Source organism: Cutibacterium sp. LaCa_89 (genome assembly GCF_058177555.1).
The window spans coordinates 1,226,109-1,249,582 of record NZ_CP190889.1 but is presented as its reverse complement, the minus strand read 5'-3'; the positions used below and the strand labels follow the sequence as shown (position 1 = coordinate 1,249,582).

The window sequence follows — 23,474 nt, the reverse complement described above, 5'->3', positions numbered from 1 at the left end:
ACACCGAACGGCCGGCACCGGTCCACCTGGCGACGTCAGTCCTGGCTGGGAGCCGTCTTGGAGATCGTGTAGAGGAACTCGACGTTGGTCTGAGTCTTGCGTAGCCTCGAGAGCATCATCTCGAGGGCCTGGGAATCTTCCAGGCCGGAGAGAACGCGTCGCAGCTTCCACATGATCGCGGTCTCCTCGCGCGAGAGCAGCAGTTCCTCGCGACGGGTACCCGATGCGTCGACGTCGATGGCCGGGAAGAGCCTCTTGTTGGCGAACTCACGGCGCAGACGCAACTCCATGTTGCCGGTGCCCTTGAACTCCTCGAAGATGACTTCATCCATCTTGGATCCGGTCTCGACGAGCGCGGTGGCGAGAATCGTCAGGGAGCCGCCGTGCTCAATGTTTCGGGCGGCACCGAAGAACTTCTTGGGCGGGTAGAGAGCCGCGGAGTCGACACCGCCGGAGAGGATTCGCCCCGAAGCAGGGGCAGCCAGGTTGTAGGCACGTCCCAGACGGGTGATTCCGTCCAGCAGGATGACGACGTCGTGGCCGAGCTCCACCAGACGCTTGGCCCGCTCAATGGCCAACTCGGACAACTGGGTGTGGTCGTCGGCAGGACGGTCAAAGGTCGACGCGATGACCTCACCACTAACGGTGCGCTGGAAGTCGGTGACTTCCTCGGGACGCTCGTCGACCAGCACCACCATGAGGTGAACCTCAGGATTGTTCTTGGTGATCGAGTTCGCGATTGACTGCATGATCATCGTCTTGCCAGCCTTCGGAGGCGAGACGATGAGGCCGCGCTGTCCCTTACCGATCGGGCTGACCAGGTCGATGATGCGGCCGGTCATGTTCTTGGGATCATCCTCGAGGCGCAGACGTTCCTGCGGGTACAGCGGGGTGAGCTTGGAGAACTCGGGACGCTGCTTCATCTGCTCAGGATCCGCGCCGTTGACCTGCTCGATCTTGACCAGGGGTGCGAACTTCTCACGCCGCTCCCCCTCGCGGTGTGCACGCATTTGACCGACAATGACGTCGCCCTTGCGCAGCCCATGGCGACGGACCATGGCCATCGAGACATAGGCATCGTTCGAGCCAGGAAGGTATCCCGAGGTGCGCACGAAAGCGTACTGGTCACGAATGTCGAGAATGCCGGAGCAAGGCATGAGGACGTCATCCTCGCGGAGATTCGGCTCGGAATCGGAGTAACGCTCGTTGGAACGCTTGCGACGATTCTGTCGATCGCGCTGACGGCGGCGGCGTGAGCGGCGACCACCATTGCCATATTCCGAGGAGCGGCCGTAATCGTCGTCAGAATCATGGGTCGAGTCATTGTTGTTGCGGTCACGCTGGCTGCTGCGATTCAGTTGGGGACGCTCGCCATTCTTCCCGCGGGACAGTGCCTCCAACCGGGCACCAACCTCGTCGTTGACATTGTCGCCGGAATTGCCGTTGGAATTCTCCCGGGAGGTGTTGCGAGCCCGACGACGCGGCGAGTCTCCTCTACCGCCACGGTCGCTATCGTCACGGTGCGGACGCTCGTTGGTGCCGTCCTCGCCACGCTGACCCCCGTCTTCCTGCGCCGGCACCTTGTCGGCACGCTTCTGCACTTCTGCGGCATCGAGAAGGTCACCGACCGACGGAGTCCTTTCGCCCTCAGAGGAGCGCGACTCGGGATCAGCCGAGCCCTTGTCGCGGCGACGACGAGTGCGCTGCGGACGGGCATCATCACCCTCACCGGAGGTGTGGGGCGCTTGACCACCATCACGACGAGGGCCGGATTTCCCAGTTCCTGGGTATCCCCCCTCAGAGATGGCGGCCACGAGGTCAGCCTTGCGCATACTGCGAGCACCCTTGATACCCATCTGGATGGCGATGGATCGAAGCTCGGGCAGCAACTTCGCGGACAGATCCGAGGATCCACCCGGCTGTGAGGTTTGAGTCACGTAAGTCCCTTCGAACTGCCCCGGCCGGTGCAACTTCCGGCGGGCGAGATTTCATCGGGCCTGCCGTCGGAATCGACAATGGGTCGGGCGGCTGACACCACGGGGATCCGAGATGATCTGCTGAGAGAGACTCTCGGCCATGGTGTGGCGTTCGAGGCCCTCGAACGCCGATGACATGGTCCCCACGAACGGGACTGTGACACAGGGGTCACGATTCGGTCGTCAGTGGGGAATTGCGCGCATCGAGCGCGCTTGCCTCACCACTATAACGCACGAAGCGGATCGCATTCACACAAGGCGTCAGAGGAAATGAACGCCTTCACCGAGAACAAGATCGTGGACGACGAAACCAGTGGTGTCGACGTCCCATCCTCCCTCGAACTGATCACGGGTCCCCAGGGCCAGGACGGTGGGTCCGGCGCCGGAAATGACGGTAGCAACACCACGGTCGCGCAAAGCGTCCATGAGCGCAGCTGACTCCGGCATGAGAGTGCGACGGTAAGGCTGATGCAGCCAGTCCTGAGTGGCGGCCAACAAATGCTCTGGCGAGGTCGTCAGGGCCGTGACCAGGAGAGAAGCAGCCAGAACTTGATGCACGGCGTCGGCACGGTCAACCTGCCCGGGAAGGACCTGGCGTGCCAGCGCGGTAGGCACATGGCGATCAGGAACGAAGACACGGAAGATGATTGACGGGTTGACGGCCAGCCCGATGTGGTTGACGACTCCCCCACTCAACCAGGCCAGCTGGGCCCCACCGAGGATGGCCGGGGCAGCGTTGTCCGGATGTCCCTCGATGGCAGCCGCCATCGTCAGCAGCTCGGTGCGGTCCAACGGCACTCCCGGACGCGCCAGTCCCCAAGCCAAGGCCAATCCGGACACGATTGCCGCGGCTGAGGAGCCGAGGCCACGGCTCTGCGGAATGGCATTGAAAGCGGTCAGGTGCAACCCAGCATCCGGGCGGGGGTAACCCAGTTCCACCAACCCCTGTCGCAACGTTGCGACGACAAGGTGAGATTCATCATGCGGGACAGTGTCGGCCCCCTCCCCCGTCACATCAATCTGCACCCCGGGGTGATCAAGGACTTCGACTCCAACCTCGTCCCACAGGTCCAACGCCAGACCCATGCAGTCATAGGCAGGGCCCAGATTGGCCGAGGTGGCAGGAACACGTACCCGCACGCTGTCAGGCATCGTCAACCTCTCAGGAGTGGAAATCCAACAAAGCTGCGACCTTGTCGGTCGACGCCTCGACGGCCTCGGTCGACAAGGTGGTGCGGCTCAGAGCAGTGTCAATGTCCTTGAGGCCATTGCCCGTCACAGTGATGACGATGCGCTGACCGGGCTCCAGACGGCTCTCGGACTTCAGCTTGAGAAGACCGGCCACACCAGCTGCCGAGGCCGGCTCCACGAAAATACCCTCGCGAGCTGCCAGGAAAGCCTGCGCGTCGAGGATCTGCTCATCGGTGACGGCCTCGATGAGGCCGTTCGACTCATCGCGGGCGGTCAGGGCGAGATCGCCGGATGCCGGACGACCAATACGAATGGCCGTGGCCACCGTCTCGGGATCGTTGACGTCGTGCCCGAGTACCAGCGGAGCGGCCCCAGAGGCCTGGAAACCAAACATCCTCGGGGCGTGGCTGGCCGGGCCGTCAGCGGCGTACTCGCGGTAGCCCTTCCAATACGCGGTGATGTTTCCTGCGTTACCGACGGGCAGGGCGTGGATGTCAGGGGCATCGCCGAGGACATCGACGATCTCGAAGGCAGCCGTCTTCTGCCCCTCGATGCGGTACGGGTTGACCGAGTTCACCAGGGACACCGGGAAGTTCTCGGCCAGCTCGCGAGCGATGCGAAGACAATCGTCGAAATTCCCGAGGACCTGAATGATGCGACCGCCATGGACGACGGCCTGGGCAAGCTTGCCAGCTGCGATCTTTCCCTGGGGAAGAAGCACGACTGGGGTCATGCCAGCCCGGGTCGCGTAGGCCGACGCCGAGGCCGAGGTGTTGCCCGTGGAGGCGCACACGACTGCCTTGGAACCATCAGCAAGCGCCTTCGTCATGGCCATCGTCATGCCCCGGTCCTTGAAGGAGCCGGTCGGGTTGGAACCCTCGACCTTGATCCACACCGAGGAGTCGAGCTCGGCACCCAGACGCGGCACCGGCACCAACGGCGTGGAGCCCTCCCCCAGGGTGACGATCTCGTCGATACCGTCCATCGGGAGACGGTCTCGGTAGTTCTCGATGACGCCGAAGGGACGCTTCTGCTGGGTCATGATCACATTCCCTCCACTCGGATGACGCGGGGATCAGAGTTGACGTAATGGTGTCCGGTGAGTTCGTCGACGCATTCCTTCACGTCGCACTCTCGGGCCTCGTGGGTGAGAATCTTGAGGGTCGCGGACCAGCCATCGACACGGTCATTGCCCTCCACCGCCGACTGCTGCACGGTCTGCAAGGAGACGCCATGGCTCGCGAAGATCTTCGCGACCTCGGCGAGGACCCCAGGCTCGTCGCGTACCTGCAGGCGCAGGTGGAACCTGGTGTGAACCTCGGCGATGGGCAGAATCGGGAACTCGCCGTAGACGTCCTGAGGCGGACCGGAAACTCCTCGAACCAGGTTACGAGCCACCGTCACCAGGTCACCCATCACGGCAGAAGCCGTCGGGGAGCCACCCGCACCCGGGCCGAGGAACATCAGTTGCCCCGCCTCGCGAGCTTCCACGAAGACAGCGTTGAAGGCGCCAGAGACTCCGCCCAGCGGGTGGGCGGCAGGAACCAGAGCCGGATGAACGCGAGCAGAGATGCCGTCAGGACCGGCCTGGCAGACGGCAAGCAACTTGATGACGCAGTCCATGTCCCGAGCGGCGGCAATGTCCTCCCGGGTGATGGCAGTGATGCCCTCCCGGTACACCTGGTCGCCGCGCATGCGCGTGTGGAACGCCAAGGTGGACAGCAGGGCCGCCTTGGCGGCGGCGTCATATCCCTCGACGTCGGCCGTCGGATCGGCCTCGGCATATCCCTTGGCCTGCGCCTGGGCCAGAGCGTCGTCGAAACCTGCTCCCGTGGTCGTCATCTGGTCAAGGATGTAGTTCGTCGTGCCATTCACGATTCCCATCACTCGGGTGATCTGGTCACCGACAAGCGACTCGCGCAGCGGCCTGACGATCGGGATGGCTCCGGCCACTGCGGCCTCGTAGTAGAGGTCGACGCCATGGTCCTCGGCGACCGCGTGCAGTTCCGTGCCATGGGCAGCCAGCAGAGCCTTGTTGGCAGTGACGACGGAATGTCCCTTCTCCAGGGCAGCCGTCAGAAGCTGACGTGCGGGGTCGATGCCACCAATGAGCTCGATGACGATGTCAATGTCGTCACGGTTGACCAGCGCTGTCGGGTCATCCGTGAACAGCCGCGAGTCAAGGCCCTGACGGGGGCGATCAGGATGGGCGACAGCAATGCCAGCGAGCTCGACACGACGGCCCACCCGAGCCGCGACGTCGTCACTGCGGGACTCAATCATGCGGGCCACCTGGGAGCCCACGACCCCGCACCCCAGGAGGGCCACGCGGATCGGCTGGGCTGACGCGGGACCGGTGGTGTTCGTCATCTCGTCCTCATCTCGTTGTTGTCAGCTGATGGTTGGTCAAGGGCCATGGGCCGTGTGCTTCTGTGATCCATCACGGCCACTGCACCTCGGACTTGACCGGGCCCGGATCCAGGGACAGCAGGTCATCAATGCTCTCCCGTCGCAGCAATACCGATGTGTCCGGGTGGTCTCCAATACCGACGCGGACGACGGCTGGTCGCGGCACGTGATTGTAGTTCGATGCCATGGACCTTGAATAGGCGCCGGCACCAGGAACTGCGATGACGTCCCCCGGCGACACGTCACCGGGGAGGTACACGTCGCGGACCAAGATGTCGCCGGCCTCACAGTGCTTTCCGACGATGCGGCACAGCACCGGGGTGACGGTCGAGGCACGGTTGGCGATGACGGCAGAGTATTCCGCAGCATAAAGAGCGGGACGAACGTTGTCGCTCATGCCGCCGTCAACCGACACGTAGATCCGTTGGGCGCCGGTGTCCAGGTCCACTGGCTTGACGGTGCCGACGGTGTACAGGGCCATCGTCGTCGGCCCGACGATCGCACGACCAGGCTCCAGGGAGATGTGGGGAACCTCCATTCCCCTACCCCGGGCCTCAAGGGTGACGATCTCCCGCAGGGAAGCAGCCAGGCTCTCAGCGGTGGCCGGAGTGTCCTGGTTGGTGTAGGCGATGCCGAATCCGCCACCGAGGTCGAGTTCCGGCAGGGCAGTGCCGGTGGCCTGCCGGAACTGTTCAAGCAGTTTCATGGTGCGACGAGCCGCCACCTCGAAACCCGCGGTGTCGAAGATCTGGGAGCCGATGTGGGAATGAATGCCCTGCAGGTCAATGACATCACTGGTGTGGCACCTCACCATGGCCACCATGGCCGCACCATTGGTGATCGAGAAACCGAACTTCTGGTCCTCATGTGCGGTGGCGATGTACTCGTGGGTGTGAGCCTCGACGCCCGCAGTGACACGCACCATGACTCGGGCGTGCCAGCCGTTCTCTCGACACAGTTTCTCGATACGGGTGATCTCGTCCAGCGAGTCGACGATGATCCGCCCGACCCCGGTGCTGAGAGCCAGCTTGAGCTCGTCAATGGACTTGTTGTTCCCATGCAGGCCAATGCGTGCAGGATCCATTCCACCCTGGAGCGCCGTGATGAGCTCTCCACCGGTGCAGGTGTCCAAGCAGAGGCCCTCCTCGTCGATCCAGGAGGCAACGGTGCGCGTCAAGAAGGCCTTGCCTGCGTAATAGACGTCCCAGCCTGCGAAAGCGTCGCGGAAGGTCCGGGCGCGCTGGCGGAAGTCAGCCTCGTCGAGGACGTAGAGAGGGGAACCGTACTCGGCCAGGAGGTCTGTCACGGAGACGCCTGCGACGTCGACAATTCCGTCATGTCCACGTCCCGCTGACCCGGACCAGAGCGCAGGATCCAGGGCATTGACGTCATCGGGCAAGGTCAGCCACTGAGGGCCGGCAGCCGCGACATCGGCATGGACCGAGCCGGCAACGTGCATGTGCGTCATGGTTCCACCTTGCCAGAGGGTGACGACAGGGCCAGCGGGTGTCCACGTTCGTGGCCATGAATGGCGTATCATCCCACCAATGCGCTAAAGTCGACGGACGGTCGGGGTCCACAGACCCATCGGCTCCCGTAGCTCAGGGGATAGAGCACCGCCCTCCGGAGGCGGGAGCGAGGGTTCGAATCCCTCCGGGAGCGCCCACCAGTGACGCAGCGAGACACCAGCTCTGACCGGGTAGGGTTTCACATCGTGCGAGCCCTTGCCACCGAATCCCCTCGTCAGAGATCACGAGCCGCCCTGTTTTCCGGGGCCGGTGCCATCATGCTGTGGGTCGCCGGACGCATGACTATGCTCCATGTCTTCATCAAACCCTCGTCGAACTACATCACCGGGGATGTGCAGTACTACCTGTGGTGGATGCAGGGCGGACAGCCCGATCCAGTGGTTCTTCCGGAATACCCGCTTCCTGTCGTATGGTTTCTGCGTGCCTTGCACTGGTCTGCCGGTGACTCCTACTTCATACCGGCATTCGCCACGACGATGCTGCTGCTTGACGCACTGCTTGCTGTCGCCATGTGGATCCACGGCCACCGAGTCGGCGCTCTGTGGTGGATCGTCCTGGTGCCATTCCTCGGACCCATCATGTGGAATCGCTTCGACATGGTGCCCGCCGTTTGCATGGGGTTGGCAGCTCTCTGGTACCGCCGTCACCCGGCCGCGTGTGGCGTCATGATCGCCTTGGGTGCCGCGGTGAAGTTGTGGCCGGCCCTTCTCATCCTTCCCATGATTTCCCGGCACAAGGCGGCCATCCGACGCCTGATCGCATTCGGCGCGACTGGTGTCGCACTCGCACTGGCCTCGTTGCTGGACGGTGGATGGGGCCGCCTCGTGTCCCCATTGACGTGGCAGTCGGGCCGGGGGCTTCAAGTCGAATCCGTACCCGCCACCGTCCCCGTGTACCAACACTTCAAGAATCCCGACGGTGGTTACAAGGTCGAGATGTCGAAGTACAACGCCTTCGAGATCTTTGGCCCGGGTGCGTCTACGTGCCAATCACTCTCGACCATCCTCATGGCCCTCACTGTGGGACTGGCGATCGGGGTGGCCCTTCTCTCGTGGCGACGCAACGGTCTTGACCACCGCAGCGCAGTGCTGGCTGATCTCGTCATCATCGGCGCTCTCATCATCGCCAACAAGACGTTGTCCCCCCAGTACTTCGTGTGGTGGGCTGCGCCAGCCGCCATGGTTCTCGATCGAGTCTCTGGTGAGAACACCTCTGAGAACCCTCCCGATCCGAACACCCTGTCCTGGGCCCAGACATGGTGCTGGACCGCCGCAATGTTCCTTCTCATCACGGCTTTCTTGACGCAGCAGGTGTACCCACTGAATTACGCTGGCATCATCGGCTTGCCTCCCAGTCGCATCAGCACGAACCTCCTGGTCAGCCGCAACATCATGACCATCGTGACCTTCGTAGCTTGTGTTGTTGCGTTCTTCGCGAGCCTTCGCATGCACCGTCCCGCCCAGCCGACATCGGCCCCGACGAAACCAGTCCACGCTACGCTGGACGAGCGGTGACCAATATCACATTTTGGTGATCGGGGATGAGTGTTCCTCGATGTGCCCAAATTGTTGGGATGGCCTGGTCAACCCGGCTACGATCATCACGTCTGGGTCCATGGACACAGACAGAGCAGCGCAGCTCGGAGGGCCTTTCCAGAGGTTCCGCGAGTGCTTGACACGACGGTTTGACGGAAGAAGGCAGTGGTGAGTCCCGCCCCACACGACAAGTCCAACAACTCTCCTGATTTTGGAGCCAACGACTGGCTCATCGAGGAGATGCGTGACCAGTACCAGAATGATCCGAGTTCGGTCGATCCTGCTTGGGTCACATTTTTTCACCACGAGGCGGCCCAGACGTCCGATGAGGTGACCGGATCGGCAGCCGGCGAACAGCCTGCTCGTCAGGATCCCAAGCCTGAACCGGCTCCCAACCCCGTCGCTAACCAGAAGCCTGCTCCGGCTGCGAAGGCCGAGCCCAAGCCGGCTCCCAAACCCGCTGCATCAACCGCCCCCACCCCGACACCGAAGGTCAAGGACATGGCATCGAAGCCCGAACCATCAAAGACCTCCCGCGAGCCTGCCCGTCCTCTTCTGACGGCTGACGCCCCGCGTCACAGCGCCAAGCTGGAAACTGTCGAGCCCACGGTGACGAAGATGAAGGGTGCGCCGATGCGCACCGCCAAGAACATGGATCAGTCGCTGACCATGCCGACGGCCACCACGGTGCGTGACGTACCGATGCAGCTCGTCATCGAGCAGCGCACCATGATCAACAACTTCCTTCGCAAGGCCAAGGGCGGCAAGATCTCCTTCACCCACATCCTCGCCTATGCGATGGTGCAGGCGCTCAAGACCGTTCCGGCGATGAACAACGCCTATGCAGAGATCGACGGCAAGCCTCACCTCATCGAGAACCATCAGATCAACCTCGGCATGGCCATCGACGTCGTCAACAAGGACGGCTCCCGCAAACTCGTGGTGCCCGCCATCAAGGGCGCCGAGCAGATGGACTTCCTCGACTTCTGGCGTGCCTACGAGGAGATCGTCCGCAAGGGTCGCACCAATGAGCTGACCATCGAGGACTTCAAGGGAGTCACGGCCTCCCTGACGAACCCAGGCGGTTTCGGAACCAACCATTCCATTGCCCGCCTCATGCCTGGTCAGGGCATGATCCTCGGCGTCGGATCGATCGACTACCCAGCTGCCTACCAGGGCAACTCCCCCACCCGTATGGCGGAGCTGGGCATCTCCAAGGTGACGACCCTCACCTCTACCTACGATCACCGCATCATCCAGGGCGCCCAGTCCGGCGAATTCCTGCGTCGCATGCACCAGCTGCTCTTGGGTGCTGATCGCTTCTACGAGAACATCTTCGAATCCCTGCGTATCCCCTACGCTCCGGTCCAGTGGGCGAGCGACCGTCAGGCCAACCGCCCCGACCAGGTCGGCAAGCAGGCTCGCGTCATCGAACTCATCGACTCCTGGCGTCGCTTCGGCCATCTGTCCGCTGACATCGATCCCATCGAGTACCGGCCGCGGTTCCACCACGACCTCATGCTCAACAGCCACGGCCTCACCCTGTGGGACATGGACCGCACCTTCCCGATCGCGAACTTCGCCGGGCAGCGTCGCGCCATCATGACCCTGCGTGAGATCCTCACGATCCTGCGTGACTCCTACGCCTCGACGATGGGCATCGAGTACATGCACATCGCTGATCACGAGCAGCGCAAGTGGTTCCAGGATCGTTTCGAGAAGGAGCACCAGCCCCTCTCCCGCGAGATGCACCTGCAGATCCTCGACCAGCTCAATGAGGCCGAGATCTTCGAGACCTTCCTGCAGACCAAGTTCGTCGGTCAGAAGCGGTTCAGCCTCGAGGGTGGCGAGTCGGCCATCGTCCTGCTGGCCGCACTGTGCAACCTGGCTGCCGACGACAGCCTCAACGAGGTCTGCATCGGCATGCCTCACCGTGGTCGTCTCAACGTGCTGGCCAACATCATCGGCAAGTCCTACGGGCAGATCTTCCGTGAGTTCGAGGGCAATGCCGAGCCGGTGAACTCCCAGGGATCGGGTGACGTCAAGTACCACCTCGGTGACGAGGGTGAGTTCACCGCAGCCTCCGGCAACACCATCAAGGCCTCGGTTGCCGCCAACCCGAGTCACCTCGAAGCCGTCGATCCTGTCCTCGAGGGCATCTGCCGGGCCAAACTCGACGCTCTGGGCAACCCGGACAACTTCCCGGTCCTGCCAATCCTCATGCATGGTGATGCTGCCTTCTCGGGTCAGGGTGTCGTCTACGAGACCCTGCAGATGAGCCAGCTCGAGGGATACCGCACCGGTGGCACGATCCACGTCATCGTCGACAACCAGGTCGGATTCACCACCTCGCCCCGTGACGGACGTTCCTCGACCTACTGCACCGACGTTGCCAAGGCCGTTGGGGCCCCGGTCCTGCACGTCAATGGAGATGACCCCGCCGCGGTGGTCCACGCTGCTCGTATTGCCTACGAGTATCGCCAGATCTTCCACCGTGACGTCGTCATCGACGTGGTCTGCTACCGCCGCCGCGGCCACAATGAGGGTGACGATCCCAGCTTCACCCAGCCGCACATGTACGACCTCATCGCTGAGAAGCGTTCGACCCGAAAGCTCTACACCGAGAGCCTCATCGGTCGTGGTGACATCACCGACGAGGACGCCGATGCTGTGATGTCGAAGTTCCGGTCTCGCCTCGAGACAGTTTTCAAGGAGGTCCGTGAGGCCACCTCGAAGCCAGAGCCCTACAGCGGCGTTCCGGACTACCCGGTCAAGCACAGTGGCCTGCATCTGACCACGGTCGAGGCCCACACCTTGGAGGCCGTCGCCCGGGCTCACGAGAACCTACCGGAGACCTTCAACGCCCATCCCAAGGTTGCCCCTCAGATGACGCGTCGTGCCAAGCACATTCGCGAGGGTGGGATCGACTGGGCGACCGGCGAGATGATCGCCCTGGGCTCCTTGCTGCGTGACGGCATCCACGTCCGCCTGGCCGGGCAGGACAGCCGCCGCGGCACCTTCTCGCAGCGCTTCGCAGCCCTGGTCGATCGTGCGACCGGAGAGTTCTACGTGCCCGTCAACCACCTCGGTGGTGAGCAGGCTCACCTGGACGTCCTCGACTCCCCGCTGAACGAGTACGCGGCGATGGGCTTCGAGTACGGATACTCGGTCGCCCGTCCGGACTCCTTGGTGCTGTGGGAGGCCCAGTTCGGTGACTTCGTCAACGGAGCCCAGACGATCATTGACGAGTTCATCGCCTCGGCAGGTTCGAAGTGGGGGCAAAAGTCCGGCGTCGTCCTGCTGCTCCCCCACGGCTATGAGGGCCAGGGACCGGACCATTCCTCGGCCCGCCTGGAGCGCTTCCTCAACCTGTGCAGTGAGGGAGCCTTGGCTGTCTGCCAGCCCTCGACCCCGGCGAGCTACAGCCACCTGCTGCGTCAGCATGCCTACGTCAACAGGCACCGACCGGTCGTCATCGCGACTCCGAAGTCCATGCTGCGTAACAAGATGGCGACCTCTGACCCGGAGGAGTTCACCACTGGCAAGTGGCACCCGGTTCTGCCCGATCCGTCCATCACTGATCCGTCGGCCGTCACCAGGATCATCCTCTGCTCAGGCAAGGTGCGTTGGGAACTCGTCAAGCAGCGCAAGGCTGCCGGGCTCGACGGTCAGCTGGCCATCATCCCGCTGGAGCGGCTCTACCCGCTGCCGGACAAGGAACTGGCCGAGGTGCTCGAGCCCTACAGCAATGTCACTGACGTTCGCTGGGTGCAGGAGGAGCCGGAGAACCAGGGTGCTTGGTACTACATCCTCACTCATCTGCCCCACGCGATGTCCGACAAGCTGCCTGGCTTCTTCGATGGCCTGACAGCCGTGACGCGCCCGCCGTCCTCGGCCCCCTCCGTGGGCCAGCACAGTGTGCACGTCCGCGAGGAGCAGGAGCTGCTCGAGAAGGCCATGGCCTGACCCGCCCGAACACCACCACGGCGCCATCCCATGAGGGGTGGCGCCGTGGCGCATGCTGTGGTGCATTATTGTGCCCATGTATTTCACCGACAGGGGCATTGAGGAACTGGAAGATCGTCGCGGAGACGAGGAAATCACCGTCGCGTGGTTGGCCGACGAGCTACGTCACTTCGTCGACCTCAACCCGGAGTTCGAAGTCCCCGTTGAGCGTCTGGCCACCTTCCTCGCCCGACTCGACGACGAGAACGACTGAGCCACCACGAGCCCGGAACCGATGCGGTGACGACTGGCTGCGGGGCAATCAGTCCCGCAGCCAGGCTCGCGACCGTGGCGACAAGGAAGCTATGACAGCCGCAGCCGGGATGACGGCCAGGATCCAGAACCACACCGGGCCACCTGAACGCTGCAGTGATACCAGGACAACGACGTGTAGTAGACCACTGGCGACCATGAGCCCCTGCGCCGGCGGTCGTCTCTTCACGGCCATCCAGCCGACCAGCACGACGAGAGCGGCATAGATGATGAGCATCGCGCCTACTCCGGCGCTGAAGACGTCGCGACCACTCACCATGACCGCGATGGCCACCACGAGGAGGGCAATCGCGCAGATCCAGGTCGCCACCACCGCGACCAGGACCGATACCGGGATGCCGCCGCGCAACGCAGACGATCGTGAATCCTGCTCACTTGACGGAATCATTGTTTTGCTCCTGCACGGGTGGACCGACGACGTATCATAATTGAACTGGCCGCGAACTCCTTGAGGCGTCCTCGCCTGGACCGACGTTCATCGTGTCCGAGCGATTCGTGGGAGGATGTTCGTCCTTCGGTGGATGCTCTTGCCAAAACATTCGACGGTTGCCAGACTTTCATGGTTGCCCGCCGAACGGCCACTCGTCGGTCGTACGGCATGACGGGTCATCCACCCGCACATCACACGTGCCCCGGGTTGCGCTGGGGAGAAGGAGTCGAAGAGGCATGGACTGGCGCCACAGGGCTGCCTGCCTGAGTGAGGATCCCGAGCTGTTCTTCCCGATTGGGAACACTGGCCCAGCCCTTGCCCAGATCGAGGAGGCGAAGAAGGTCTGTGCCCGGTGCGAGGTTCGCGCCGAGTGCTTGGCCTGGGCTCTGGAAGCCGGCCAGGATCACGGTGTGTGGGGCGGCATGAGCGAGGATGAGAGGCGCGCGATCAAGCGTCGTCAGTCCCGCTCCCGCGTTCGTCGTTCCTGACTCAGCTCGGACAGGCAGCCCGGAATCATTCGAATCCGTTCCGGGACAACCATCGGTCGCGTCACATACTCACGACCGGTCAAGCGGAATCATGAGCTTGGCGCAGGTTCCCACGCCGTCAGGATTGTTTTCGAGGGTGAAGGTTCCACCGAGGTCCTGGACCAACGTCGTGACGATGGACAGCCCCAAGGAGCTGCGGTGCTGGTCGAGTGAGAATCCCTCCGGCAGGGGACTTCCGTCGTTGACGATGTCGACGACCAGCGAATCATCGGTGCGGTAGGGACGCACGATGACGCTTCCCGACGAGGAATCCAAGCTGTGCTCGATGGCGTTCTGGCACAGCTCCGTCGTTGCCAAGGACAAGGCTGTGGCGGTCTCGGCAGGAACACTGCCGAAGCTCCCTTCACGCCGTGCCGCCACGGACCCCGAAGATGCCGCGACGTCTCCGACCATGTGGAGAATGCGATCGGCAACCTCGTCGAAAGCCACCTGCTCCTCGAAGTTCTGCGACAGGATCTCGTGCACCACGGCGATGGCCGAGACTCGCCCCATGGCCTGTCGGAGAGCTTCCTTGGCATCCGGATTCTTCATCCGCCGCGACTGCAGACGCAGGAGAGCCGCCACGGTCTGCAGGTTGTTCTTCACCCGGTGATGGATCTCGCGGATCGTGGCGTCCTTGGTGACGAGCTGACGATCTCGGTCCCGCAACTCGGTGAGGTCGCGGATGAGAATCATCGTTCCTGCCGAGACCTCGACGTCGTCCAACCAGGTCTGCAACGGAATGACGCGGGCACGCAGGGTCGCCTCGGAATTCTCAATATCGGTCTCGGAAAGCCAACGACCCTCCAGATCAAGGGTGAAGGACTGACCAACTTCACGCACCTTGGGGCACAGGTCCCGAACCATCGGGATGAAGTACTCGCCGTCCAAGTCTCCTGTCAGGCCCAAGCGGCGAAAGGCCGACAGGGCATTCGGGCTAGCAAAGGTCACCATTCCTGTGGATGCGACCCGGATGACCCCGTCCGTGACCTTCGGCGCCAGAGCCCTGTCAAAGTCCGGGAAGAGTGGGAACCGGCCGTGATGAAGCATCTCCGAAAGGATGTCGGCAATCTCAAGGTAATTGTCCTCGGTGCTTCCGGGAGCCCGCACCCCCATCTGGTTGGTGTGTCTTTCGACCACGGCGATGACATCGTCATGACGAATGACGGGAATCGCCCAGACGTCCACAGGAATACCCGCCGACAGCTTGTTGTCGCTGGTCTCGCACATCTCGGCGCTCATGAACGCCTCGGTGACCAGGCTCTCGTCGTCGTAGGAGACCGACTCACCGACGACGTCGTCCTCCAGGGCCGTCGGGCCGGTGTCCGGACGTACCTGGGCGGCTGCCCAGAACACATTGGGGTCCTTGTCCGGAACCCACAGGATGAGATCCGAGAAGGACGTGTCAGCGAGCATCTGCCAGTCGTCGACAAGTTCCTCGAGCCACGTGATGTCGGCGGCAGCGAGGCTGGTCCGGTCAGCGACCAAACGATTGATGGCAGGCATGCCGTCACTCTAGTGACCAGAATCCAGCCAGCTCCAACTGGCATCAACGTGTCGACGAATGTGCGTTTCAATTTGGGCCAGGCCCGCCCCATACGGCAGAATTGATCGTCGTTGCCGCGTATCCGCGCGGACCCTCCTTCATCAGTAGGGAGGCTTCTGACCCCTCAGGAAGGAGAGCGCCATGGGCAAGACTGGTCGTAAGCGTCGTGCGCGTCGCAAAAAGGGCGCCAACCACGGCAAGCGTCCCAACGCCTGAGTTTTTGGGATGACGAGGCCCCCGTCCATATGGACGGGGGCCTTTTACTAGTCAGCGGTCTCCGGCCTGCCAACGATAGGACACCTGCATCTGCACGACGCGGGTTCTCAATTGCATCGGTGCGGCAACGGTGCGATTGCATCGTCTGAGGGCTCGGGACACGGCTGCTTCCATGTCCGCCTCGTCCATGCAGCTCTCACAGGCCGCGATGTGACGACGGAAGGCGTCGGCCTCTTGTTCGCTCATCTCGCCGTGCAAGAACTCCTGGAGGTGGTCGATGACCCAACAACAGGACTCCTCGTCACCATTAGACAGCGTCATCGTGATCCCTCCTTTCCTGCACTACGCGCCAATTCCGGACGACCAAGGTCCTCCTCGTCAATCTGACCGGCATGAGGGCCAATCCCCCGCGCCCCGGCGACGTCGACCAACTGCTTTCGCAACTGCTTACGGGCACGATTGAGCCGACTCATGACCGTCCCGATAGGCGTTCCCATGATCTCGGCGATCTCCTTGTAGGCGAATCCCTCGACATCGGCCAACAGAACAACCTGCCGGAACTCGTCGGACAGCCCGTCGAGAGCGTCAAGGATCTGCTGGTCGGGCAGCCCGTCCAAGGCTTCCAATTCGGCGGACCGAAGCCCATTGCTGTCATGGGAGGCCGCCCGCGCGATCTGCCAGTCCTCGATGTCCTGGTCATCTGAGGTCTGCGGTCGGCGCTGCGCCTTGCGATACGAATTGATGTAGGTATTCGTCAGGATGCGATACAGCCAGGCCTTGAGATTGGTTCCGGGACGAAATTGGTGGAATGACGCGAATGCCTTCGCGTAGGTCTCCTGGACGACATCCTCGGCGTCAGCCGGGTTTCGGGTCATCCGCAATGCAGCACCATAGAGCTGATCGAGATACTCGAGGGCGTCACGTTCGAACCGCTCGGCTCTTTCAGCCTCGGTTTCCTTGGCGACATCCACGGTGCCCGGCACGTCCCCGTGACGATCCATCCTGGGTTCGAACTGTCGTGTGGTCATCGCTGTCCAGCTTAGTGCACAGCGCCGATGACCGGACGGGCGACGGCTCCGCCTGGTGCACGGCGTGGTGAGGACAGCGTTCATGTCGGGTCAACGCATCACAAAGGTTGATCTATTCCCACGGCGACCGTTCATCTGACGAAAATATTGCCCATCCGGCTACCGCGGAAAGCCTTGGCGCGGTAGACATATGCCCATGAGTATCATCCGAGGCTTGGGCCGGACCATGTTCGCCAGTTACTTCATCGTCAAGGGGACGAACTCCGCGATGAAGCCCGATTCTTTCGTGGAGGATGCCGAGCCGGTCGCTGACCGTCTCCTTCCTCTGGTTCAGCGCGCACTGCCGGCATCTGTCGGCGCATACATCCCTGAGGACACCAAGACCTTGGTTCGCATCAACGGCGCCGCCCAGGCTTTTGGCGGTCTCGGAATGGCGACGGGTCTCGCCCGTCGTGTCGGTGCCGGAGTTGTTGCCACCACGATGGTTCCGCATGTGCTCGCTTCCATTCCTGACAAGTCCTTGCCGAGGGACGAGCGTGCCGCGGCTCGTTCGGTCCTGCTGCGTAACGTCGCTCTGTTGGGTGGGGCCATGATGGCCTCCCGCGACACCGCCGGTCGTCCCAGCCTGGCCTGGCGCGCTGGTGACACCCAGCGTCGCGTCTCGTCTGCTGCCAGTGACCAGCGCAAGGCCATCAGCTCCTCCTTCGACGACCTGTCGAAGTCGGCCCGCAAGAAGCTCGAGAAGTCCCAGAAGGAAGCCGCCAAGGCTCAGAAGAAGGCCGAGAAGAAGGCCAAGAAGGCTCAGAAGAAGATTGCTGACTGACCAGCATCACTGGACCGCCCCGCGAGTCGTCCATCGTCTCGCGGGGCGTGTCGTCGTCCCGGGATCCAAGTCCCAGACGAACCGCGCCCTTGTCCTCGCGGCACTCGGCGACGGGCCCAGCGTCCTCGACGGTGTCCTCACCTCACGTGACTCTGACCTCATGACCGCCGGGCTGCAGTGCCTCGGTGCCGACATCCAGCCTGCCGGCCCGTCCTCAGTTCGGGTCGTTCCTGACCTGGCGCGTTATGCCGGCCCGATTGACTGCGGCCTCGCCGGTACCGTCATGAGGTTTCTCCCGGTGGTAGCCGCACTCGTCATTGGCAAGACCCGATTCATCGGTGACGAGCAGGCGTCCCGACGCCCGGTCGGACCCGTTCTCGACGGGTTGCGTCAGCTCGGTGTGACAGTTGATGCCGACCAACTGCCATTCGCCATGACGGCTCCTGCCCGTCTCGGTGGCCCCGAGGTGACGATCGATTCCTCGGCGTCTAGCCAGTTCATCTCGGCCTTGTTGTTGCCCGCCGCTCGCTTCCCGCGCGGTATTGATCTTCGTCATGACGGGGCGTCTGTGCCGTCAGCTCCCCACATTGCCATGACCTGCGAGATGTTGGCAGAGCGTGGCGTCACGGTGATCAGTGACGAGCCCTGCCGCTGGGTGGTGCGTCCCGGCCCGATTCACGCTCTCGACGATGTCATCGAGCCAGACCTCACCAATGCCGCCGCCTTCCTCGCCGCAGCCATGATCGCTGGCGGATCCGTAACGGTGCCGGCGTGGCCAGCTTCCAGCACTCAACCTGGAGCGCAGTTCATCCAGATCGCCGCCACGATGGGAGCTGCTGCGACTCGTTCCGAGGGATCCATGACACTGGAGGCTCCCGGATGGCATGCCCTCCAACCGATTGACGTCGACCTGCACGAGGCGAGCGAGCTCACCCCCGTGGTAGCCGCAGTCGCGTCCCTTGCCCAAGGCCCGTCCCGTATTCGTGGGGTCGCACACATTCGCGGCCACGAAACAGATCGCCTTACCGCCCTCGAGCATGAATTGTCCGGTATCGGCGTCACCGTCCGGCAGACCGAGGACGGTCTGCAGATCGATGGCCAGGGTGCCGACTCCCTCCATGGCGGGTTGTTCGGGTGCTACGCCGATCACCGGATGGCCCATGCCGGGGCCCTCCTGGGCCTGGCCGTCGAGGGGATCGAACTCGACGACATCACGTGCACGTCGAAGACCATGCCGCAGTTCCCACAGATGTGGGCTGAACTCGTCAAGGAGGGCTGAGTGTCGCCACGACGTCTGGCTTCCTCGGGAATCGACACCGGCGACTGGTCCTCCTACGACCGGCCACGTCGCCGTACCAAGCCGCGAACCAAGCAACGCCCGGATCACTCATCGCTGCCTGTCGGGACCGTCATCACCATCGACAGGGGCCGCTACCGCTGCCGGCTCGATGACGACGTCGAGGTCATCGCCACCAAGGCACGACAACTCGGCCGGAAGTCAGTCATCGTCGGCGACAAGGTGCGTCTTGACGGCGATGTCTCAGGTGCCGAGGGAACCCTGGCCAGAATCGTCCACACCGAGGACCGGGCCACCGTCCTGCGGCGCACGGCCGATGACACCGATCCGCATGAGCGTCCCATCGTTGCCAACGCCAATCAGGTGGTCATCGTCACCGCCCTCGCCGATCCCCCACCGCGTCCCGGGATGATCGACCGCATCCTGGTGGCTGCCCATGCCGCCGGTGTCTCCCCCATCCTCTGCCTGACCAAGGCCGATCTGGCGCCGGGAGATGACTTCGTGGAGCTGTACTCGGATGTGGGGATTCCGGTCGTGACCAGCCGCCCTGGTAGTGACCTGAAGGACCTTCACGAGTTGCTGGACGGCAGGATCAGCGTGCTCGTCGGCCACTCCGGGGTCGGAAAATCAACACTCATCAATGCCGTGGTTCCCGGCGTCCATCGCGTCACCGGCCACGTCAATGACGTCACCGGGCGCGGTCGTCACACGTCCACGAGCGCGGAAGCCATCCCGCTGCCCCAAGGCGGCTGGATCATCGACACCCCAGGGGTGCGATCCTTCGGTCTGTCCCACGTTGAGCCCGACGGCATCCTCGCCGGTTTCAAGGAACTGGATGAGATTGCCGTCAACTGCCCACGCGGATGCCGCCACAGTGCCGACAGCCCCGAGTGCGCCATCGACGACGCCCTCACTGCGGGAACGGTGCGGCAGTCCCGGGTGGACTCGCTGCGACGTCTGTTGAGTGCTACCGCCCCGCGTTGAGCAGGGCGGTAGCAACGTCGTTCACTCGCTGCCGTCCCCGTGGTCCTCGGCGTTCTCCTCGAGCACCTCGGTCACGGGACGTCCACTGGTCCGACGGATGAAGGTCGCGATACCGTCAGCCTCTTCGTCACGGCAACCGAGGTACGGCATGTGACCGGTGTCGAAGAAGGCCTCCTCGATGCGATCGAAGGCATCGTCGTCAAGCTTGAGATGGTTGATGGTGTCACGGGCCGCGAAGTAAGGGGTGGCCAGGTCGTAATGGGCGTACTCGACGCGCACGTGCAGACCCTTCTGAGCACGCATGACCCGTTCCAGCTTGTCGGTGACGTTGACCGGACGGCCCTGGAACTCCTTGTAGTTCCAGTTCCGGTACAGCGGCAGGCCCAGGTTGTACTGGGACTCCGTGGTCACCTCGAGTTCGCTGCGCAGGTAGTGCTGGAAGCCGTGGACGAAGGCTGCGCCGGTGTCGTCGCCGCTGGGGTCGGTGTCGGCGACCTCGTCGGTCCGCTTCGGCAATGCACCCTTGTAGCGACCGTCGATACGGCCGACGACCTTGCCCTCGCCACGCAGCAGCTCGGTGCAGAAGCGCATGTGCTCAATGCGCAGGTTGGCACGCTCGATGTAGCTGACATCCAGGCCGGTGAGCTGGGACAGGGTCGCCGTGACCTGAGCCCTCTCCGCAGGGTCGAGGCGATGGCCGGCAGCGAGAGCCTGACGGTAGGGGCCGTCGGCGAATTCCTCGGCCTCTGCGAGGACGTCTTCCAGGCCGCGATCAGAGTTGTGGCCGTGGTAGTGTGCGACGGCGGCATAGGTCGGCAGGAAGTCGACGCAGGCTCGGTCCCAGGTGAGGTCCTCGAAGTCCTGATTACCGAAGTCGAGCACGGAGGAGACCAGGATGATGCCATTGAGGTACAGCGAGAAGGTGTCCTGCAGGCGCTGGGCAACACTCACGGCCCGGACAGTTCCGTAGGACTCTCCCAGCAGGTAGAGCGGGCTTCCCCACCTGCCATGACGGGTGACCCACAGTCGGATGAGTTCGCTGACGAGCTCGACATCCTTGCTCCAGCCGTGCCACTGATTTGGATCCTCGCCATCGACGACTCGGGAGTATCCGGTCGACATCGCATCAATGACAACGAGATCGGTCTCCCGAAGCAGCGTGTGCCCGTTGTCAATGAGGTGGAACGGCGGGGTGGCCGGCTCCTCGGGGGTTCCCGGATCAACCACACGTGGGCCGACAAGGCCCATGTGCAGCCACACCGAGGAGGATCCCGGGCCGCCGTTAAACACGAATGTCAACGGCCTCGTGGTGGGATCGGTGTCGTCCAGGGTGTAGGCCGTGATGCCCATGAGAGCCTGCGGCATATGAGCGGTGAAGGCATTGTTGGCGATCTTCTCGCTGCCCAGAACGATGCGTCCGGTGGTTGCGGTGTAGCTGAGGTCACCGTCAACCGTGGAGATGGTGTGGTGAGTTGTCACCAGGTCATCAGTCGGAGCTGGCGCGTCAGCGGCCACGGTGGGGGTTTCGTCTGTCGTCATGACCTAAGCCTAGGGCCGTCGGTCGCAAGCCACCCGGGTTTTGGTGCCCTTGATGCCACACCCACACCAGTAAGGTGAGGGCATGGCCGACCACACCGATGACCTCCGCCTGGCACACATCCTCGCTGACGATGCCGACTCCTTGACGATGTCTCGATTCGGAGCCAGGGACCTGACGGTCTCGACCAAGCCCGATCGTTCCGAAGTGACCGATGCAGATCTGGCCGTTGAGGACTCGATTCGCCGCACCTTGTCACGGATGCGCTCCCGAGACGCGGTGCATGGCGAGGAACGGGCTGACACCGGCGAGGGCCCGCGTCGCTGGATCATCGATCCGATCGACGGCACCGCGAATTTCCTGCGCGGAGTTCCGGTATGGGCAACCCTCATTGCACTCAGTGTCGAGGACGAGATCGTCGCGTCCGTCGTGTCGGCTCCAGCCTTGAGACGTCGCTGGTGGGCTGCCAAGGGCTCCGGCGCGTGGACCGGCAAGTCGCTTGCCTCGGCAACGCCCATTCACGTATCCAATGTGCGCAACCTTGACGACGCCTTCCTGTCCTACTCCTCCCTCCATGGATGGGTGGAGGGAGGTCGCGGTCGCGGTTTTGGTGAACTCATGAGATCGGTGTGGCGTACCCGCGCCTTCGGTGATTTCTGGTCGTACATGTTGGTTGCCGAAGGAACCGTTGACCTGGCGTGCGAACCGGAGCTGGGGCTGCACGACATGGCCGCCCTTGACGTCATCGTCACCGAAGCCGGCGGCACATTCACTGGTCTCGACGGCAAGGACGGTCCCTGGTCAGGAAATGCCATGGCGTCCAACGGATTCCTTCATGCCGAGGCCTTGGCCATGGTTCAGCCTGAGGATTGAGGCTGCGTCGTCAGCATCAGAACCCGTTGAGAATAGAAGCGGACGGGTGATGATCACCCGCCCGCTCTTTGTGTCGCGGAGATCAGAGGATTCTGGCGCGAATCGTCCCCTCGAGATCGGTGACACTGGCCAACAACCCGCCGTCAGTTTCGGCAATGTCGAGGACACAGTAGCCGAGCTCCCCCTTGGTGGCCAGCGCCTGATACGTGACGTTGCCGCCCTGGTCAGCGACGAGTCGGTTGAGCGTGGCCATCACACCGGGAATATTGCGATGAAGGTGACCAATACGGGCGCCAGTACGCGGGGAAGGCGTGATCTCGGGAATATTGACGCTCATCCCGGTTGCGCCATTCTCGACGTAATCGATGAGCTTTCCGGCGACATAGCGACCGATGTCGACCTGGGCTTCCTGGGTCGAACCACCAATGTGCGGAGTGAGGATCACATTGTCCAACTCACGCAACGGGGAGGTGAACAGCTCCTTGCCCGAGGCGGGTTCCTCGGGGTAGACATCGACTCCAGCACCCGCGATGTGGCCGGTACGCAGATTGTCGACCAGGGCGTCAATGTCGACGATCTTGCCGCGGGAAAGATTGAGGAACAACGAGCGCGGCCTCATCATGGCGAACTCCCGCGCTCCGATGAGGTTGTTGTTGCTCGGGCGTCCATCAACGTGCAAGGACACGGTATCGACGCTGCCCAGCAACTCCTCCATGGACTCACACTTGTGGGCGTTCCCCATGGGCAGTACGTCGACAATGTCGTAGAAGAAGACCTGCATGCCCATGGATTCGGCCACCACGGACAGCTGCTGGCCGATATTTCCGTATCCGATGATGCCGAGACGACGACCGCGGATCTCGTGGGACCCAATGGCGGACTTGCGCCACACTCCGTTGTGCATCTGGGTATTGCGATCACCGAGACGACGGGCCAACGCAATGATCTCCGCCATCACCAGTTCAACAACCGAACGGGTGTTGGAATAAGGGGCGTTGAAGGCCGGAACACCAGCCTGGGCCATGGTGGCCAGATCCATCTGGTTCGTGCCAATGCAGAAGGCGCCCACGGCGGATAGGTTGTCACCACACGCCTCGACGACTCGACGGCTGATGCGAGTCCGCGACCGGATGCCCAACAAATCAACTCCGTCGAGGGCACTGATGAGGTCGTCCTCGTCGAGGGCCTCGCTCACCCGCTCGACCTCGTAACCGGCATGTTTCAGGGTTCGAACGGCTTCATCGTGGATGTTTTCGAGCAGGAGCGCCTTCATGACGGTCAGTTTATGGAGGGAG

Annotated in this window: 20 protein-coding genes and 1 tRNA gene; 10 read left to right on the top strand and 11 right to left on the bottom strand. The window is 63.0% G+C overall.

Annotation, left to right across the window (positions count from 1 at the left end):
• Nucleotides 1-35 precede the first annotated feature (35 nt).
• The 5 genes from rho to lysA all read right to left on the bottom strand — a co-directional run bounded on the left by rho (nucleotide 36) and on the right by lysA (nucleotide 7,044).
• A complete protein-coding gene (gene rho / locus ACP8LP_RS05775; protein ID WP_279187160.1) occupies nucleotides 36-1,937 on the bottom strand; it encodes a transcription termination factor Rho in 1,902 nt (633 codons plus the stop codon).
• A gap of 300 nt (nucleotides 1,938-2,237) precedes the next feature.
• Nucleotides 2,238-3,128, bottom strand: a complete 891-nt coding sequence (gene thrB / locus ACP8LP_RS05770) for a homoserine kinase (RefSeq protein WP_252905925.1) — start codon at nucleotides 3,126-3,128, stop codon at nucleotides 2,238-2,240.
• Between the two features lie 10 nt (nucleotides 3,129-3,138).
• Nucleotides 3,139-4,215, bottom strand: coding sequence for a threonine synthase (thrC, locus tag ACP8LP_RS05765; RefSeq protein ID WP_036976006.1), 1,077 nt, complete (start codon nucleotides 4,213-4,215; stop codon nucleotides 3,139-3,141).
• Nucleotides 4,212-5,537: a homoserine dehydrogenase gene (locus tag ACP8LP_RS05760; protein ID WP_016667731.1), complete on the bottom strand. Its 1,326-nt coding sequence runs from the start codon at nucleotides 5,535-5,537 to the stop codon at nucleotides 4,212-4,214. The genes thrC and ACP8LP_RS05760 overlap by 4 nt, the downstream gene beginning before the upstream one ends.
• A 70-nt stretch (nucleotides 5,538-5,607) precedes the next feature.
• Nucleotides 5,608-7,044 carry a diaminopimelate decarboxylase gene (gene lysA / locus ACP8LP_RS05755; protein ID WP_252923475.1) on the bottom strand — a complete coding sequence of 479 codons (1,437 nt, stop codon included), beginning with the start codon at nucleotides 7,042-7,044 and terminating at the stop codon, nucleotides 5,608-5,610.
• 122 nt (nucleotides 7,045-7,166) lie between these two features.
• On the opposite strand from lysA, the gene ACP8LP_RS05750 reads away from it, so the two are divergent.
• From ACP8LP_RS05750 to ACP8LP_RS05735, 4 genes are all read left to right on the top strand, one after another.
• Nucleotides 7,167-7,238, top strand: a tRNA-Arg gene (locus ACP8LP_RS05750).
• A gap of 151 nt (nucleotides 7,239-7,389) precedes the next feature.
• On the top strand, nucleotides 7,390-8,619 hold the full coding sequence (locus ACP8LP_RS05745; protein WP_279187170.1) for a glycosyltransferase 87 family protein: 1,230 nt from the start codon (nucleotides 7,390-7,392) through the stop codon (nucleotides 8,617-8,619).
• Between the two features lie 186 nt (nucleotides 8,620-8,805).
• A complete protein-coding gene (locus ACP8LP_RS05740; protein ID WP_484483334.1) occupies nucleotides 8,806-12,606 on the top strand; it encodes a multifunctional oxoglutarate decarboxylase/oxoglutarate dehydrogenase thiamine pyrophosphate-binding subunit/dihydrolipoyllysine-residue succinyltransferase subunit in 3,801 nt (1,266 codons plus the stop codon).
• A gap of 76 nt (nucleotides 12,607-12,682) precedes the next feature.
• Complete coding sequence (locus ACP8LP_RS05735; protein ID WP_279187157.1) at nucleotides 12,683-12,859, top strand: DUF6104 family protein; 177 nt, start codon at nucleotides 12,683-12,685, stop codon at nucleotides 12,857-12,859.
• A 48-nt stretch (nucleotides 12,860-12,907) separates the two neighbouring features.
• On the opposite strand, the gene ACP8LP_RS05730 is transcribed toward ACP8LP_RS05735, so the two are convergent.
• Nucleotides 12,908-13,306 carry a hypothetical protein gene (locus ACP8LP_RS05730; protein WP_279187156.1) on the bottom strand — a complete coding sequence of 133 codons (399 nt, stop codon included), beginning with the start codon at nucleotides 13,304-13,306 and terminating at the stop codon, nucleotides 12,908-12,910.
• A gap of 278 nt (nucleotides 13,307-13,584) precedes the next feature.
• Between ACP8LP_RS05730 and ACP8LP_RS05725 the strand changes: the two genes are divergently transcribed.
• The gene (locus tag ACP8LP_RS05725; RefSeq protein ID WP_002513444.1) at nucleotides 13,585-13,836 is read left to right on the top strand and encodes a WhiB family transcriptional regulator; all 252 of its coding nucleotides are present in this window, start codon (nucleotides 13,585-13,587) and stop codon (nucleotides 13,834-13,836) included.
• 69 nt (nucleotides 13,837-13,905) lie between these two features.
• Here ACP8LP_RS05725 and ACP8LP_RS05720 read toward each other — a convergent pair whose 3' ends face one another.
• The gene (locus ACP8LP_RS05720) at nucleotides 13,906-15,381 is read right to left on the bottom strand and encodes a sensor histidine kinase (protein WP_279187155.1); all 1,476 of its coding nucleotides are present in this window, start codon (nucleotides 15,379-15,381) and stop codon (nucleotides 13,906-13,908) included.
• Between the two features lie 181 nt (nucleotides 15,382-15,562).
• Between ACP8LP_RS05720 and ACP8LP_RS05715 the strand changes: the two genes are divergently transcribed.
• The gene (locus tag ACP8LP_RS05715) at nucleotides 15,563-15,637 is read left to right on the top strand and encodes a 50S ribosomal protein bL37 (RefSeq protein ID WP_369797015.1); all 75 of its coding nucleotides are present in this window, start codon (nucleotides 15,563-15,565) and stop codon (nucleotides 15,635-15,637) included.
• A gap of 51 nt (nucleotides 15,638-15,688) precedes the next feature.
• On the opposite strand, the gene ACP8LP_RS05710 is transcribed toward ACP8LP_RS05715, so the two are convergent.
• Entirely contained in the window at nucleotides 15,689-15,964 is a 276-nt protein-coding gene (locus ACP8LP_RS05710; protein ID WP_171048569.1) for an anti-sigma factor RsrA, read from the bottom strand.
• Complete coding sequence (locus ACP8LP_RS05705; protein WP_016667739.1) at nucleotides 15,955-16,665, bottom strand: sigma-70 family RNA polymerase sigma factor; 711 nt, start codon at nucleotides 16,663-16,665, stop codon at nucleotides 15,955-15,957. Before ACP8LP_RS05705 ends, ACP8LP_RS05710 begins: the two co-directional genes overlap by 10 nt.
• A 190-nt stretch (nucleotides 16,666-16,855) precedes the next feature.
• On the opposite strand from ACP8LP_RS05705, the gene ACP8LP_RS05700 reads away from it, so the two are divergent.
• From ACP8LP_RS05700 to rsgA, 3 genes are read left to right on the top strand one after another with little or no spacing between them, the layout of a single operon-like run.
• Complete coding sequence (locus tag ACP8LP_RS05700; protein WP_036976010.1) at nucleotides 16,856-17,488, top strand: DoxX family membrane protein; 633 nt, start codon at nucleotides 16,856-16,858, stop codon at nucleotides 17,486-17,488.
• Nucleotides 17,478-18,767, top strand: a complete 1,290-nt coding sequence (gene aroA, locus ACP8LP_RS05695; RefSeq protein WP_279187154.1) for a 3-phosphoshikimate 1-carboxyvinyltransferase — start codon at nucleotides 17,478-17,480, stop codon at nucleotides 18,765-18,767. Before ACP8LP_RS05700 ends, aroA begins: the two co-directional genes overlap by 11 nt.
• On the top strand, nucleotides 18,768-19,769 hold the full coding sequence (rsgA, locus tag ACP8LP_RS05690; protein WP_279187153.1) for a ribosome small subunit-dependent GTPase A: 1,002 nt from the start codon (nucleotides 18,768-18,770) through the stop codon (nucleotides 19,767-19,769).
• Between the two features lie 21 nt (nucleotides 19,770-19,790).
• Here the strand turns inward: rsgA and ACP8LP_RS05685 are convergent, their stop codons facing one another.
• The gene (locus ACP8LP_RS05685; RefSeq protein WP_016667743.1) at nucleotides 19,791-21,308 is read right to left on the bottom strand and encodes a S10 family peptidase; all 1,518 of its coding nucleotides are present in this window, start codon (nucleotides 21,306-21,308) and stop codon (nucleotides 19,791-19,793) included.
• A gap of 82 nt (nucleotides 21,309-21,390) precedes the next feature.
• Between ACP8LP_RS05685 and ACP8LP_RS05680 the strand changes: the two genes are divergently transcribed.
• Nucleotides 21,391-22,179: an inositol monophosphatase family protein gene (locus ACP8LP_RS05680; RefSeq protein ID WP_016667744.1), complete on the top strand. Its 789-nt coding sequence runs from the start codon at nucleotides 21,391-21,393 to the stop codon at nucleotides 22,177-22,179.
• Between the two features lie 82 nt (nucleotides 22,180-22,261).
• Here the strand turns inward: ACP8LP_RS05680 and serA are convergent, their stop codons facing one another.
• Entirely contained in the window at nucleotides 22,262-23,452 is a 1,191-nt protein-coding gene (gene serA, locus ACP8LP_RS05675; RefSeq protein ID WP_279187152.1) for a phosphoglycerate dehydrogenase, read from the bottom strand.
• Nucleotides 23,453-23,474 lie beyond the last annotated feature (22 nt).

Bases quoted from the DNA above. Each gene is read 5' to 3' on its own strand.
- ACP8LP_RS05700 (WP_036976010.1), top strand. From the start codon at position 16,856: ATGCCCATGAGTATCATCCGAGGCTTGGGCCGGACCATGTTCGCCAGT.
- ACP8LP_RS05735 (WP_279187157.1), top strand. From the start codon at position 12,683: ATGTATTTCACCGACAGGGGCATTGAGGAACTGGAAGATCGTCGCGGA.
- ACP8LP_RS05745 (WP_279187170.1), top strand. From the start codon at position 7,390: ATGCTCCATGTCTTCATCAAACCCTCGTCGAACTACATCACCGGGGAT.
- thrB (WP_252905925.1), bottom strand. From the start codon at position 3,128: ATGCCTGACAGCGTGCGGGTACGTGTTCCTGCCACCTCGGCCAATCTG.
- ACP8LP_RS05720 (WP_279187155.1), bottom strand. From the start codon at position 15,381: ATGCCTGCCATCAATCGTTTGGTCGCTGACCGGACCAGCCTCGCTGCC.
- lysA (WP_252923475.1), bottom strand. From the start codon at position 7,044: ATGACGCACATGCACGTTGCCGGCTCGGTCCATGCCGATGTCGCGGCT.
- serA (WP_279187152.1), bottom strand. From the start codon at position 23,452: ATGAAGGCGCTCCTGCTCGAAAACATCCACGATGAAGCCGTTCGAACC.
- ACP8LP_RS05685 (WP_016667743.1), bottom strand. From the start codon at position 21,308: ATGACGACAGACGAAACCCCCACCGTGGCCGCTGACGCGCCAGCTCCG.
- ACP8LP_RS05705 (WP_016667739.1), bottom strand. From the start codon at position 16,665: ATGACCACACGACAGTTCGAACCCAGGATGGATCGTCACGGGGACGTG.
- ACP8LP_RS05725 (WP_002513444.1), top strand. From the start codon at position 13,585: ATGGACTGGCGCCACAGGGCTGCCTGCCTGAGTGAGGATCCCGAGCTG.
- ACP8LP_RS05680 (WP_016667744.1), top strand. From the start codon at position 21,391: ATGGCCGACCACACCGATGACCTCCGCCTGGCACACATCCTCGCTGAC.
- ACP8LP_RS05760 (WP_016667731.1), bottom strand. From the start codon at position 5,537: ATGACGAACACCACCGGTCCCGCGTCAGCCCAGCCGATCCGCGTGGCC.
- ACP8LP_RS05730 (WP_279187156.1), bottom strand. From the start codon at position 13,306: ATGATTCCGTCAAGTGAGCAGGATTCACGATCGTCTGCGTTGCGCGGC.